The organism is Bacillus sp. FSL K6-0069, assembly GCF_038007785.1.
In the GTDB taxonomy this organism is placed as follows: Bacteria; Bacillota; Bacilli; order Bacillales; family Bacillaceae_G; genus Bacillus_A; species Bacillus_A mobilis.
Window position 1 is genome coordinate 2,096,091 of the sequence record NZ_JBBOXN010000001.1, and the last position, 15,679, is coordinate 2,111,769.

The 15,679-nt window shown below is 34.7% G+C and carries 8 protein-coding genes and 3 other annotated features (1 of these 11 running past the window's edge); of the genes, 5 read left to right on the forward strand and 3 right to left on the reverse strand.

Annotation, left to right across the window (positions count from 1 at the left end):
• Positions 1 to 183 precede the first annotated feature (183 nt).
• Positions 184 to 4,386 carry a bacteriocin-processing peptidase family protein gene (locus tag MHB74_RS10790; RefSeq protein WP_061679557.1) on the forward strand — a complete coding sequence of 1,401 codons (4,203 nt, stop codon included), beginning with the start codon at positions 184 to 186 and terminating at the stop codon, positions 4,384 to 4,386.
• A 98-nt stretch (positions 4,387 to 4,484) separates the two neighbouring features.
• Positions 4,485 to 4,724 (forward strand) — a binding site (T-box leader).
• Positions 4,725 to 4,777: 53 nt separating this feature from the next.
• Positions 4,778 to 7,879 carry an isoleucine--tRNA ligase gene (gene ileS, locus MHB74_RS10795; protein WP_061679558.1) on the forward strand — a complete coding sequence of 1,034 codons (3,102 nt, stop codon included), beginning with the start codon at positions 4,778 to 4,780 and terminating at the stop codon, positions 7,877 to 7,879.
• A 203-nt stretch (positions 7,880 to 8,082) separates the two neighbouring features.
• On the opposite strand, the gene MHB74_RS10800 is transcribed toward ileS, so the two are convergent.
• Entirely contained in the window at positions 8,083 to 9,168 is a 1,086-nt protein-coding gene (locus tag MHB74_RS10800) for a DUF418 domain-containing protein (protein ID WP_061679559.1), read from the reverse strand.
• A 1-nt stretch (position 9,169) separates the two neighbouring features.
• Entirely contained in the window at positions 9,170 to 9,754 is a 585-nt protein-coding gene (locus tag MHB74_RS10805) for a TetR/AcrR family transcriptional regulator (RefSeq protein ID WP_061679560.1), read from the reverse strand.
• A gap of 329 nt (positions 9,755 to 10,083) precedes the next feature.
• Here MHB74_RS10805 and MHB74_RS10810 point away from each other — a divergent pair, with 329 nt between their 5' ends.
• Complete coding sequence (locus tag MHB74_RS10810; RefSeq protein WP_061679561.1) at positions 10,084 to 11,595, forward strand: M36 family metallopeptidase; 1,512 nt, start codon at positions 10,084 to 10,086, stop codon at positions 11,593 to 11,595.
• A 103-nt stretch (positions 11,596 to 11,698) separates the two neighbouring features.
• Here the strand turns inward: MHB74_RS10810 and MHB74_RS10815 are convergent, their stop codons facing one another.
• The gene (locus MHB74_RS10815) at positions 11,699 to 12,181 is read right to left on the reverse strand and encodes a hypothetical protein (protein WP_061679562.1); all 483 of its coding nucleotides are present in this window, start codon (positions 12,179 to 12,181) and stop codon (positions 11,699 to 11,701) included.
• Positions 12,182 to 12,273: 92 nt separating this feature from the next.
• Here MHB74_RS10815 and MHB74_RS10820 point away from each other — a divergent pair, with 92 nt between their 5' ends.
• Together MHB74_RS10820 and aspS are read left to right on the forward strand one after the other, a co-directional pair.
• Positions 12,274 to 13,629, forward strand: a complete 1,356-nt coding sequence (locus tag MHB74_RS10820) for a UDP-N-acetylmuramoyl-tripeptide--D-alanyl-D-alanine ligase (protein WP_061679566.1) — start codon at positions 12,274 to 12,276, stop codon at positions 13,627 to 13,629.
• Positions 13,630 to 13,695: 66 nt separating this feature from the next.
• Positions 13,696 to 13,907 (forward strand) — a binding site (T-box leader).
• A gap of 108 nt (positions 13,908 to 14,015) precedes the next feature.
• On the forward strand, positions 14,016 to 15,314 hold the full coding sequence (gene aspS, locus MHB74_RS10825) for an aspartate--tRNA(Asn) ligase (RefSeq protein ID WP_061679563.1): 1,299 nt from the start codon (positions 14,016 to 14,018) through the stop codon (positions 15,312 to 15,314).
• Positions 15,315 to 15,480: 166 nt separating this feature from the next.
• Positions 15,481 to 15,679: a binding site (T-box leader), on the forward strand (it continues 50 nt past the right edge of the window).

Below are 15,679 nucleotides of genomic sequence, written 5' to 3' on the forward strand. Positions count from 1 at the left end.
TTACGTTATTCCATTTAATTAAACAAAATATGGAGAAAAACAATCATTTCTACTATATTTTGTTATAAATTCGAATAATATTAAATAATACTATCCATTATAGGAGATTTTAGTTGAATACCTACAATATGATGTGTAAAATCTAAGCAAGTAGCAGTATAAATAAATATTCGAGGTGAATACATGCTAGATTTTAAGCAGTTAGATGCTTGTTTGAAAGACAAGAGATTTATAGATGGATTACAGGAAATAAATAATGAAATTTCATATATAAAAGAAAAGAATACTTTATCCTATTTGAAGAATTGGCTTGCTAATGTTCCTTCACATAAGGAGTTTGATATATTAATACGTCTTACTGATGAAGGGCTTATGCACCAATACAGTTCATTCCTCATTCGCTACGCCTATAAAAAATTCCCGAATTTGAGAACGCTCTCTTTATATTGTGATGAGTTAATTGATGAGCGAAAAATACTTGAAGTAGAACAGTTGTTAAAAGATTCATTGGAAGAGGTAAATAAAGAAGAAATAGAAGTTGATCTTTTAGCGAAAACATATTTTACGTTAGTACGATGTTTGTTGGAAATGAAACGAAATGAAGAAGCCCTAATGTATATGCAAAAGGCAGAGGAGTACAGTGCACGTGCTGTATTTGATAAATGGGGCTACGTTTATATGCATACAGGTGAATGGGAGAAAGCAGAAGAACAATTTATAGCTGGCATGCAGCATAAAGATTGTGAAGAGCTATCTACCTATTTGTTATCACAGTTATATGCGAATCAAGGAGAACAAAAACGTGCATTACAGCTAATTGATGATGCGATTGTAAAGTTCCCGCAAGTACCATATTTTCATTTTGAAAAGGTAAAATATTTATTAGATTTAAGGAAGTATGAAGAGATGTTAGCGGTAATAGATAACATAAATAATCAGCTTCCTTATCATGCGTATAAAACTTACTTTGTACATTTACGTGCAGAAGCGCTTTACAAAATGAATAAACTTGCTGATTTACAACAGTTATTAAAAGAAGAAAAAAGTTTAAAAGAGTCTTTATATCATAATTTAGAAAAAAATCCAGATGGCAAAAAGGTTCATTTACCGATAGTTCCGATTGTACAAAAGGATAATTATTGTGTTCCGACAAGTTTAGAAATGATGTTGCAGTTATGGGGAGAAAAACGTACACAAGATGAAATAGCAGAGTTTATCTTTGATATGACAGGCTCGAAGTTTTCAGATACTGTTTCTTATTTAGAAGAATTAGGTTATGAATATCGTTTTTTTAAAGGGAATGAAGAAAATTATAAGAGACTACTGGATGAAGAGATTCCTGTTTTATTAAGTATAGATATTGAGCATGCTTCACATGTGCAAGTATTATGTGGGTATGATGATACGTTACAAGCTTTTTATGTTCAAGATCCGAACTTTATAGAACCCGTTATTGTGGAATATAGTAAGTTACAAGAAAAATATCGTTACACAGGGGGGTTAGCGATTACGTTTGTTCCGAAAGAAAAGAAGGAGCAACTAGCATTTTTAAATGAAGAAGAAAATCATTATTTTAAAACTATTTTTTCTCTTACGGATCATTTAGATGAACATGATAAAGAGGGGATTCATAACTTAGTACAATTTTTAAAAGAGACGAGTGATAATCCGAATACGTGGTTATATACGGTTAAGCATTTAGATGTTGAAGTAGATAATGAGTTTATTATATGTTGTATTGAAAAGTTAATGGAGAAGTTTCCGAACTCAGATTTTGTTAAATTGCATGGTGCGCAGTGCTTTATTCGCCTTCAAGAATTAGAAAAAGCAGGGCAAATGCTCGCGAGTGTTGAGAAGAAAAATAATCGTGCTTTATATCATTTAATAAACGGAAGGTATGCTTTTGAACAGGAAAGTTATATAGAAGCAATTTCAAGTTTTCGTTCCTCGTTACAATTAGATGCAGATCAGCCGATTGCTTGGAGTTTTCTCGCTTTATCATATATGTATATCGACCAATCCGAAAAGGCGTTGCAGTTTTCTCAAGTTGCTTTAGAACGTAGTCCAGAACGATTCACTTTAACGAATCACGGATTAATATTAATAGATTTAGAACGATATGAAGAAGCGTATGAAATTTTTAATGATCTGTTAAAAGAGTATAAAAATGAGGCACATGTATGGTATGAGCGAGCGAGATGTGCGCATCATCTAGGGAAATTACATTTAGCGATAAAAGGGCTGAAAATAGCGATTCATTTAGATAGTAATGCACCTTACATTTATACGAAACTTTCGGAAATATACGAGTCTGATTTGAAGGATGAGGAACGTACGAAAGAAATTTTATTAAAAGGTATTAAGAATTGTGACGATAAGGCACCTTTATACGTAAAACTCGGTGACTATCATTTTCAAAATGATAGTCTGGAAGAAGCAGAAACATTGTATACTCGTGCTTTAGAAGAAAATCATGATGATGTTTATTCTCACTTCGGAATTACGCAAGTTTATATGGCAAGAGAACAATACAAGGAAGCAAGACAATATATACTCGGTATTGAAAAGCAAATTGAAAAGAGCCAAGATTTTCTTATGAATGCGGGAATGGTTTTATGGGATGCTGAGGTTGAACTTGGTGGAAGTGAAGAAGGGTTTAAAGTAGCATTGTCTAAGTTAGAGAATGGTATAAAGCAGAGCGAATATAATGTAGCAAGTGTATTAGATGAATATGTGAATCGAATTAAAGGAACGGTATTTGTACAACGAGGAATAGCATTCTTAAGAACGTTACACAAAGAAAGAAATGAGCTAAGTGAATACGGTTGTTATATAGGTATTTTATATGAATCTATTGGGCAGTACGGCCAAGCGATGAAAAGATATAAAAGGGCGATAGAACAAAAGGAAACAGCATTACCGCATTATCGAATTGGTGAAACACTTATGGCATTAGGGCAATTGACAGAAGCGAAACAAGCGTATGAAAAATGTTTAGAGCTTGATGGGAATTTCGTAGGTGTACATTTACAGCTTGCAGAAATATACGAAAAAGAAGAAAACCGTTCTAAAGAACAAAATCATATGGTTCAGGCGATGAAAGAAGAGCCGTTGCATATTAATATGGAATATTTGGCACAGCTTTCAGTAGAAATGAATCTTCAGGAAGAATTGCTGACTGAATTAGAACAATTAGTGGACGAAGTACCTGAAATATGGCGATTAGATGCGATTGCATATGTGTATGGAGCGATGGATGAAATAGATAAAGAACAGGCATGGATTGAATACGCGCTACAATTAGATGGTGAGCATACAGAAGTTCTATATCATTATGCAAAAGTGTTAGTGAAAAGTAGAAATGAAAAAGCAATTGAAATTGCAATGAAAGTGATACAAAAAGATGTAAATAATGAACGTATATTTGAGGTATACGTAAAAGCGATAGAACAACATAAGAAATTGTCTAACATACGAGATTTTCTTCATACATTAAAAGTGAAAAAGGCAGAAAGAAGTATGGCATTTATGTATGCTGCATCTGCGGTGACGGAAAGATGGATTGAACGTCAACAAAATGAACAGCCGAAGAAATCCATAATTACGAGAGCTTTTTATCGAATGAAAAACCGTGCGAAAGAAATTTCGATTATTACTACAATCATTGATTTGTATGAAATTTCGTTAAAGTTAAATCCGAAAAATAGTATGGCAGCGCAGCGATTTGCACTATTTTACGGGAATGTGGCGATGTATAAAGAGGCGATAGATGTATTGCAAACATCGTTAGAAAATAAATGGGATTACGATGTATCGAAGCAACTTGTAAATCTTTTCATAGAGTGTGAGGAAGAAGATATGTTACGGGATGCTTCAGAATTAACGAAGCAAATGGTTCGAGAGTTACCAGATGATTATGATACGCTTCTTTTACAAGCACAAGTATTCTTTAAAATAGGGGAAGAAAGAAAAGCAGAAAAGATTACCTTACAGTTAACGGAGCAAACACCGTTTGTAAGTAGAGCGTTTCTTGCTTTAGGAGAAATGTATCAAAGTCAAGAAAGGTTTGAAGAGGCGATTCATATATTAGAAAATGCTTCTATACATCATCCGAATGAAACAGCAATTCTTCTTTCTTTAGCGTCTTCATATCATGGTGCCGGACAAACACTAAAGGCAGAAAAAATAACAAATGATGTATTAACAATGGATGCAAGTGATTTGTTAGCAAGATACGATCGAGCTTGTTATTTAGCGCAGTTAAACAGAATTGAAGAGGCGAAGGAAGAGCTTGAAATTGTTCTTCGTAAGGATGAATCTGGATTCTTTGCTGAGCTTATTGAAGAAGATGAAGATTTAGCTGGAATACGAGAATTTAAAAAGTAATTGTATAACAATCGCGAAAAAGGGCATAAATAAAAATATATTTTGAATTAGTTGACAATTCATTGCCTAATGGCATAAAATAGCTTTTAACAAAGTATACAAATCTGAAGACGAGAAAGAGTAAAATAGTGTACTGTTCCCCAGAGAGCCGGTATGTTGCTGAAAGCCGGTGTTCAGACGTTATTTGAAAATCATCTCCGAGGAGCCGAGGCTGAAAATAAGTAAGCCCGGACGGATGTCTACCGTTACAAAGAACACGTATGACAGTACGTTGCTAAGTGCTATTAGTTAAGAGCTAATAGAATTAGGGTGGTAACGCGGGTAAACCCGTCCCTACTTTATAGGGACGGGTTTTTTGTGTGCTTTAAAACATTCAAAGGAGTGATTGTAGATGAAGAAAGTAGATGTAAAAGAGTCAGCTGTAGGGAGAGAAACACGTATTCGTAAGCAGTGGAACGAGCAAAGTATTTTCGAGCAATCAATTCAGAATCGAGAAGGCGCACAATCTTTTGTGTTTTATGAAGGACCACCAACGGCGAATGGATTACCGCATGTAGGTCATGCACTTGGACGGACAATTAAAGATGTAGTAGCAAGATATAAAACGATGGCTGGTTATAAAGTGTTAAGAAAAGCGGGATGGGATACACACGGTTTACCTGTAGAATTAGGTGTTGAGAAGCAACTCGGTATTTCTGGTAAACATGAAATCGAAGAGTATGGAATTGAGCCATTTATTCAGAAGTGTAAAGAGAGTGTATTCACATATGAGAAGCAGTGGCGTGAATTCACTGAAAGCATCGGTTATTGGGTAGATATGGATGATCCATACGTTACGTTAGAGAATCCATATATTGAAAGTGTATGGCATATTTTAGGAACGATTCATGAAAAAGGCTTATTGTATAAGGGACATAGAGTTTCACCATATTGCCCAAGTTGTCAAACTTCACTAAGTTCACATGAGGTTGCACAAGGGTATAAAACAGTAAAAGATTTAAGTGCAACAGTTAAGTTTAAAGTGAAAGATAGTGAAAATGAGTATTTCCTAGGTTGGACAACGACACCTTGGACACTTCCAGCAAATGTTGCGCTCGCTGTACATCCAAATATGGAATACGTGAAAGCGAAACAAGAAGGTCATGTATACATTGTTGCGAAAGAACGTGTACAAGATGTATTAAAAGAAAACTATGAAGTACTATCTGTCCATAAAGGTGAAGAATTAGTAAACACATCTTATGTGCCGCCATTTCTAATGAAAGAAGTTACAAATGGTTACCACGTTATCGCAGCAGATTTTGTCACGGCAGATAGTGGTACAGGACTTGTTCATATCGCTCCAGCATATGGGGAGGACGATTATAGAGTCGTTCAAAGTGCAGGATTGTCATTCTTACATGTTGTAGATGAGAAAGGTGAGTATACAGAAGCAGTACCATTTTTGAAAGGGAAATTTGTAAAAGATTGTGACGTGGATATCGTTCGTTATTTAGCGAAGGAAGGCTTACTATATCATAAAGAAAAGTATGAACATAGCTACCCACATTGCTGGCGCTGTGATTCACCACTTCTTTATTATGCAGGAGAGAGTTGGTTAATCCGAACAACTGCAATTAAAGATACATTTTTACAAAATAACGATTCTGTTACTTGGTATCCAGATCATATGAAACATGGACGCTTTGGTAAGTTTTTAGAAAATATGGTGGACTGGAATATTAGCCGAAATAGATATTGGGGAACACCATTAAACGTATGGGAATGTGAAAGTTGCGATCATCAATTCGCACCGAAAAGCATTGCTGATTTAAGAAAGCACAGTACGAAAGAAACACCGGAAGATTTAGAATTGCATAAGCCATATGTAGATGAAGTGCAAGTATGCTGCGAAAAATGCGGAAGTACAATGAATCGTACACCAGAAGTAATTGATGTTTGGTTTGATAGTGGTTCCATGCCATTTGCGCAATATCATTATCCATTTGAAAATAAAGAGTTATTTGAAGAACAGTTTCCAGCAGATGTAATTGCAGAAGGTATTGATCAAACACGCGGATGGTTTTATAGTTTATTAGCAGTATCAGCACTATACACAGGAAAAGTACCGTATAAACGCGTTCTATCACTTGGGCATGTATTAGATGAAGAAGGACAGAAAATGTCTAAGAGTAAAGGGAATGCACTAGATCCAGTTGATTTAGTAAATCAGTTTGGTGCAGATGCTTTAAGATGGGCGCTACTCGTTGATAGTGCTCCGTGGAATGCGAAGCGTTTTTCTGAAAGAACAGTACTAGAAGCAAAATCTAAATTTGTGGATACATTAGTCAATGTGTATAGCTTCTACGTTTTATATGCAAATTTAGATGAGTATAATCCGAAAGAAACGTATGATGTAAAGCGGACGAAATTAGATGAATGGGTATTATCAAGATTGCATAGCACAACGAAAAAAGTGAGAACAGCACTTGATGATTATCAATTTACGAATGCAGCTCGTGAAATCGCGGCACTTGTAGATGAAGTAAGTAACTGGTACGTAAGACGATCACGTAATCGTTTCTGGGAATCTGGTATGAATGCCGAAAAAGCAGCTGCGTATGAGACACTTTATGAAGTGCTTGTGACAATTAGTAAATTAATCGCACCATTTACACCGTTTGTCGCTGAAGATATTCATTTGAATTTAACTGGAAGTAGCGTTCATTTAGAGGATTATCCAATTGTGAATGAATCACTACTTCAGCCGAAATTAGAAGCAGAAATGGATGCAGTTTTACAAGTTGTTGAACTTGGAAGAAGTAATCGTAATCAGCATTCTTTAAAAGTAAAACAGCCATTAGCGGAACTTGTATTACTAGCACATAATGAGAATGATATGGATTGGGAATCGTATCGTGATATCGTCATGGATGAACTAAATGTCAAAGCGTTCCATGTTGAACTCGATGAAACGAAATATACGTCCTATCAATTAAAGCTGAACTTTAAAACAGCTGGGCCGAAGTTTGGTAAAAATGTGAACGCAGTAAATACATGGCTAAAACAATTATCAAAAGAAGAAGTAGAGCACTTTGTATCTACAGAAAGAGCAGTTTACGAATCTGCACCAGGAGAAGAAGTAGTTGTAACAGCTGAAGATGTAGTAGTCGAGAAAGTCGCGAAATCAGGATTTTCTAATACGACTAACGGACAATATACAGTTATGTTAGATACGAATGTTACGGAAGAATTGTTACAAGAAGGAGTAGCGCGTGAATTCATTCGAGCAGTTCAAGAATATCGTAAACAGTTAAATTTACCGGTTAATTTACGAGTAGATGTTATTCTTGATACAGAGGAAGAACTACAACGAACATTAACGAACCATAAAGATTTATTGGAAGAAAATTTACTCGTTAAGCAATTTACATTTGATCACTTAACGAATGAAGACGATGAACTATCTTTAGGTGAAGCGAAAGTTCGAATTAAATTAAGCGCGGCTCATTAAAGCAAAAAGGAAGTTGGAATCATTCCAACTTCCTTTTTGTATGATGGAAAATTATCCCGCTTTAATGGGCAGTAAGACCCTCACCTCAAAATTCAGCGAAAGCAAAGAATTTAGGTGGGGGTCGGGCTGCCCATAAAAGTCCGATTGGTGAGGGCTAATAATCAGTGGGGGGATGAAAAAAAACCACTGATTAAAGTTTCACTTTATCCGGCCAATTTCCTCATAATCCATTCGATAGGGCCTCTAGAAAATTTCTTTCTCCATAACACACTAATTACAATGCTGAAAATGAAAAATGCAGTAGCAAATAATAAAACGAATAGTAGTGATTGATGTTCCATTCTATTTAATAGAATTAATGTCCCAATACCGATAAATACATGACTCACATAATGAGTTAATGTTAATTGTCCTGTTTGTACAATGGAAGTGACAAACCAATTATTTGTATATTTTTCAGCAATATTGAGGCAAATGATTAATATAGCAATAGTGGATCCTGTAGCAGATAAAATATATAATATGTTTGGTAAGATGGGTCCTGTATTAAATAAAAATGTGGCGGCCTCTTTGCCGATGTATGGTATAAAAAAGTGTGTAAGTCCTTTTGATAAAAGTTCTGTCAATATTGTGATTGTAATACCGAGTAAGAGTAATTTTTCTCTAATTTTCTTATTATGAAGATCTAACCTGCCAATTATCATACCGATTAAGAAGAACGAGAACCAAGGGAAAATTGGGTGATATCCATTAAAGAATAAATTGCGAAGAAAACCCTTTATTGTCCAGAAGTCTACATAGTTAATAAATGGAGTTGGACCTCCCCAGCCCTCGAAAATATTAAAAGTAAGCTGAAGAGATTGTGCGATGAGTAGGATAATAATAGATAGCGATAGTAATACTTTTTTGCGTACTGTAATAAGGAATGCAGCGACGAAAAGGTAAACACCGTAGTAGTGTAATATATCCCCAGTCCACTCCATTACATATAGTAGTAATCCTAAAATAAATAAGAATAGTGATCGTTTCCATATGGTCTTTCGACTACTAGAAATTTTTATTTGTTCATTGTTAGCAACGGCTGACCTAGTCATTAAAGTTATACCGATGCCTGCAAGTATAACAAACAAAGCAGAAGCTCTACCTTCAAATATTGACATGAAGGTTATTAAAAAAGGGGGACCATTTCCTTCTGCACCTGTTATCACCATGAAATTGACAAGTAGCATACCAAACATCGCCAAAGCTCTAGCAAAATCTAAGCCGATAATGCGCTTATTAGTATTCACTTCAATCCCTTCTTTCAAAAATGCTATTTACAGCTTCAATCCAAATTTGTTTATAATCTATCTTTGCGTCAATCATCATAAAATTTCCGATATTATCAAGCACTAATGCTAACATATGAGCTTTTGAAACTAGATTTTTATTTTCAATTAATTGAAGTTCATTTGCTTTTGTAAGGAGTACTTCAAATCCATGTAAATATTCTGTTTGCACAGTTAGTAATCGATCTTTGTACATATTGTTTCTGGAAGATAGTAATACATATTCTTGTAACACCAGATTAAAATAAGGGTCGTTTCGCTGTTCATCAATTATTTTAAGGCCAATTGCAGTGCATTTTTCAATAAAATTTGTTTTCGTAAATTCTTCTGTATGAAAATACGAAGAGAACTGCATCGCTTTACATAATTCAGTAAAAATACATTCAATTAAGGTATCTTTAGACTTAAAGTAGTAATATATAGATGGTTTTGCGATACCAACCTCCTCACCAATCATCGTATAAGTTGTTTTAGCAATACCGTACGTAGCAAAAAGGCGATAACTTGCTTCCATTATTGAAGAGAGTGTTTCTTCACTTTTACTCATATAAATCCTCCTAAAAAAAGGTTATTAAAATCGTATCATTCATAAGTGATTTTTTCAACCTACCGTTAGGTAAAAAATAGCTTATTTTTTACACAGTAATATGAAAAGTTTCAGGGGGAAGGAATGGATTTAGAAATTTCTTTCTAAAGTATTGTTTTTACTTTACACATAAATATTGAGAAAATTTCACTCACCCTAAATGGAAAGGTAATAGAATTGTTTATAGAGAATTACTCGTAGATTCAATTTTTATCCCCCCATTTTGTGGGGAATGATTGCCTAGTGGTAATGGGATAAGGTTGAGCTACTTTATTAGGGGGAGTGGTTCTATGTTTAATAAAAAAATGGTGGCAATGGCAATGACTGTGCCATTAGTAATGGGGACGATTTCTACGGTTTCAGCATTGGAAAAGCAGCAGCAAGTAAAGCTAGAAGCTTATTCACCGCAGAAAAAAGCAACTGAATATTTAAAAGAAAATGCTACGCAGTATGGATTGAAAGCTGACCTCTCAGACTTGCAATATATTTCTACAACAGAAACGTCAGTAGCTTCATATGTTAGGTTCCAACAAGTTGTGAATGGTGCGCCTGTATTTTCAAAACAAATTACAGTTACACTTAACGGAGAGGGAAAGGGAGTACTTGCTGTTTCTGATTATCAATCCGTCAATGGTGTAAAGGAAGTAACGACAAAAATTAGTGAAAAAGATGCAATCCAAAAATCAATGGCATATGTTGGAGAAGCAAGCGAGCAAAACTTATGGGCTCCTACAGAGAAAGAATTCGGATATATTGTTGAGGAGGGAATTGCTCGTCCAGTATATAAAGTTGTAGTCCATTCTAATAACCCGTTTGGTGCATGGGAAACATTTATTGATGCAGAAAATGGAAAGTTAATTAAAAAGGTTGATATAAACCGAAAAGCAGAAGGGTCAGGAAAGGTATTTTTACCTAATCCGGTCGTATCTAGTGGTAGTAAAGTAGGCTTAAAAGATAATAACGATGCAGATTCAACGGCGCTAACGAACCAATTGAAGACTGTTACGTTAAAAGGTTTAGATGGAACAGGATTTTTAATTGGAGAGTATGTTACGATTTCTTCAAAGGCAAAAACAAAATCTACGAATTTACAATTTAACTACACAAGAGCAAATGATAGCTTTGAAGATGTGATGTCGTATTATCATATCGATACATTACAACGTTACATTCAAAGTCTAGGGTTTAAAAATATTAATAATCGCTCTATTAAAGTGAATGTGAATGGAACGACAGATGACAACTCATTTTATTCTCCGACAACGAAAGCTTTAACTTTTGGTACTGGCGGAGTAGATGATGCAGAAGATGCTGGTATTATCGCACATGAATATGGGCATTCGATTCAAGATAACCAAGTTCCGGGCTTTGGTAGTTCAGCAGAAGGCGGAGCGATGGGAGAAGGATTTGGTGACTTTTTAGGTGCTACGTATGAAGATGCAGTATCAACTACAGGATACGGAAAAGCATGTGTTGGAGAATGGGATGCGACTGCTTATTCTAGTTCAGATCCAACGTGCTTACGCCGTTTAGATAATAATAAAGTGTATCCAAAAGATATAAAGAATGAAGTACACGATGATGGTGAAATTTGGGCTCAAGGTCAATATGAGATGGCACAAGCTTTTGGACGTGATGTTGCAACGAAAATTATTTTACAATCACACTGGTCATTAACACCAAACTCTAAATTCAATGATGGAGCAAAAGCAATTAAGCAAGCGGATGCTCTTTTATATGGCGGACAACATGCTGCTGATATCGATCGTATTTGGGCAGCAAGAGGAATTAGTACGAATTAATATAAAAAGTCGTGGCATTTATAAGCCACGACTTTTTAATTTGCTTATGAACTGGTACTAGTAAAGGTAGCTAAATGAATGGTAGTGTGAATGTATCCACATTCTATTTATTTTTTTCGTCTTTAAAAACAAAATGCTCTTTAAATTTTCTAGACTCAACTTTTTGACCGTTTCTCATGGAGCGGAAAGGGTGTTCTTGCCAAGTAATGATTACATCAACTACATCTGCTTTTGTAGCAACTGGAAAATTAGCATGTCTAAATCCAGTTTTTCCACTTGCTAAACGACTTTCTTTTAAGGAGAATAGTTCATATTTCGTTTGCGTTTTTGGCTCGTTGCGGAATACTTCGACTTGTACGTTATATACTTCACTGTTTCCAACATTTTTTACTGAAAATTGATATGTTTGAAATTCATCTTTTTTAGCTTGAAGCGTCTTTTTGCTTATTTTTTTCGGTTCATCAATATTCACTTGCCATTGATCAGAGTTTTGTGAGATTGGTAAAGCTTTTGGAGAATAGGCGTACGTTTCATTTACTACGATTAGGCATAACAAAAGGAGAAAGAAACTTATTGTTTTTTTCATATACACACCTCGCTTTAAATTTGTTAATTAATATGCGAAAAAAATACAATTTTTATGTAATAAAATGGAAAAAGGGTGATACTTTGATTCAGATGAATTTGAAAAAACTTGAAGAGGTAATAGATGGTGAAGGGTTACAAGAATCATTTCACAATATAGAGATACAAGGTATCTGCATTGACTCCAAGAAAATTAAGAAAGGAAATTTATTTGTCCCAATTATTAGAGTGAAAGATGGACATGATTATGTGAAAGAGGCAATTGATAATGGAGCTGTCGCTTCCTTATGGAAAAAGCCTTATGGTACTCCGCCAAAAGGGATGCCAATTATATTTGTAGATGACACTTTGTTGGCTTTACAACAATTGGCACAATTTTATCGAGCAGAGCTAAATGTAAAAGTAATCGGAGTTACTGGTAGTAATGGCAAGACAACAGTAAAAGATATTATAAGCACGATTTTAAGTACAACTTATCGTGTGCATAAAACAAAGGGGAATTTTAATAGTCAAATCGGTTTACCATTAACAATTTTAGAGATGAAACGAGATACAGAGTTTTTAATACTTGAAATGGGGATGAGTGAAAAAGGACAAATTAGAAACTTATCGATAATAGCAAAGCCGGATGTAGCGATCATTACAATGATTGGCCAGTCTCACTTAGAAACGCTTGGATCAAGAGAAGAGATTGCGAAGGCTAAATTAGAAATTATTGATGGATTAAAAGATGAAGGATTATGTTTGTATAATGGTGATGAACCATTGCTTTTGAAAAATAAGAATCTATTGAGTATAAATTGTAAGAAATTTGGTGAAAAGTATACAAATGATTTGTTTCCAACAAACGTGCAATTAGATGAATATGGTGTTCATTTTAAATTAAATGATTCAAAAATAAAGTACGATGTTCCCCTGCATGGAAAACATAATATTTTAAATACAATTGTCGGAATCGCCGTAGGTCAATTTTACAATATCTCTACAGAAAAAATACAGGAAGCATTGCGGCAAGTAAATATTCCCCAAATGCGCTTTCAATTTTTAACTGCCAAAACAGGTTTTACAATTATTGACGATGCGTGGAATGCTAGTCCCTCTTCAATGAAGGCTGCAATTGAAACGTTACAGACATTAAATGCCTATAAGAAAAAAATGATAGTAATTGGGGATATGTTGGAGCTAGGGAAGAATGCTGAAACATATCATAGAGAAATTGGTAAAATGTTAAATGAAGAGAGCATTCAATATGTATTTACTTATGGAAAGTTAGCTGAAATTCTAGCGGAAGAAGCAAGAAAGAAATATGATACAGGAAAAGTACAGTCATTTAATAATAAGACCAAAATAGCAGAGGAAGTATTAAAAGTAATAACGGAAAATGATGTTGTATTATTAAAAGGCTCACGTGGAATGGCTTTAGAGGAGATTGTACAAAATTGGATATAAAAAATGAAAATATATTTAAAAAGGCTTGCGTTTTATAAACTAAAGAGATAGAATACTCTGTAAATATAAAAAGTGATGATTAGGAAAATTACATGATGCAAAGGTCTACAGAGAGCAATCGGTTGCTGAGAAGATTGCGATACCGCATGATGGAAAGACACCTGTGAGTGTTGCTTTGAACGTGATAATTAGTAAAAGCAAACGGTACCTACCGTTATCAGGGCTAAGATGGTCATTATGACAATTTGGGTGGTACCGCGGAAAAATCCGTCCCTATTTATAGGGGCGGATTTTTGTATTCTTTGAAAGGAGGTGAGTGACCGTGGATGATGACGATGACAACAATAATAACGTAAATCAATATAAAATTACTGGAGGGAAAAGTAATGGAGTCAATAATGAAGCGTTCACTCACGAAAGAATGTACAAAGCAAAGCGGGAAGGTTGTATTACTTCAAGGATGGGTAAAAAAGATTCGTCATCTAGGTAATGTTAGTTTTTTATTAATAAGGGATCGATCAGGAGTTATGCAATGTGTCTTAGAAAATGAGTTAGCTGGATTTAAAGTAGATGTGGAAAGTGTCGTGCAAGTAGTTGGTCAAATAGTAGAGACTTCGAAAACAGAATTAGGGGTGGAAGTGCTTGCTCGTGAAGTGAAAATATTAAATGGCGCAGAACCACTTCCATTTGAAATAAATAAAAAGAAATTGCAAGTTGGCTTAGATCAACTACTGAATGAGCGGGTATTATCATTAAGACATGAGAGAACCGCGGCGATATTTAAAGTGAAATCTACACTTGTTCAGAGCTTTAGTGAATTTCTTATAGAGAACGATTTCACACGTATATTTACTCCGAAAATTGTTTCACAAGGGGCAGAAGGAGGAGCGAATGTTTTTAAAGTTCCATACTTTCAAAAAGAAGCTTATTTAGCACAATCACCACAGTTTTATAAACAGATGATGGTAGCTGGAGGGTTAGAACGTGTTTTTGAAGTTGCACCTGTTTACAGGGCGGAACATCACAATTCTTCCCGTCATTTGAATGAATATATATCGTTAGACGTAGAACTTGGATTTATTCATGATTTTTATGAAGTGATGCAATTAGAAACGAATGTTTTACGATATATGTTTCAACAAGTAGCAAAAAATTGTGAAAAAGAACTACAACTATTACAAATAGAAGTACCTGTTATTACAGAAATACCAAAAATTACATTGTTACAAGCGCAAGAAATTTTAAAAAGTAAATACCGGAAAGAATCGCCAATTGGGGATTTAGATACAGAAGGTGAAAAGCTACTAGGCAAATATGTGAAGGAAACATATAAGAGTGAGTTAGTTTTCGTTACACATTATCCAAAAGAAGCTAGACCGATGTATACGATGCCGAATCATGAGAATCCATCTATTACTGATTCGTTCGACTTACTATATAAAGGGCTAGAAATAACTTCAGGGGCACAGCGAATTCATGATTATGAAATGTTACTTGCTTCTTTTAAAGAAAAAGGATTACATCCAGATAAATTTCAATCTTATTTAAATACATTCCGATACGGTTGTCCTCCGCACGGTGGTTTTGGAATTGGATTAGAGAGAGTTGTATACAAACTATTAGAATTAACAAATGTACGAGAGGCGAGTGCTTTTCCAAGGGACTGTACAAGACTTATCCCTTAATAATAGGGGGAAGAAAATGTATCCGTTGTGCTATTTTGTAGTACAACGGATTTTTTAGTTCATAAAACTCAGCACTTTTTTATCAAATTTTAATATATCCCTTGACAGTTACAAATATAACCGATATACTTCATATTAATTTCAAAAGAAAATATATTCTAAATATTTAATTGTGTTGAATAGGAGTAGTAAGGTCGTATATTTGTACAGAGAGCTATGGGTTGGTGTGACATAGTCAAATGACATCCTGAACTCGCCTAGGAGCAGTAAGGTGGAACGGAATCACATTCTTAGTAAATCTTAACGGTTAACCTTCGATATTAGGTTTGTAATCAAACGATTACTACTAAGGTGGATTCATAATG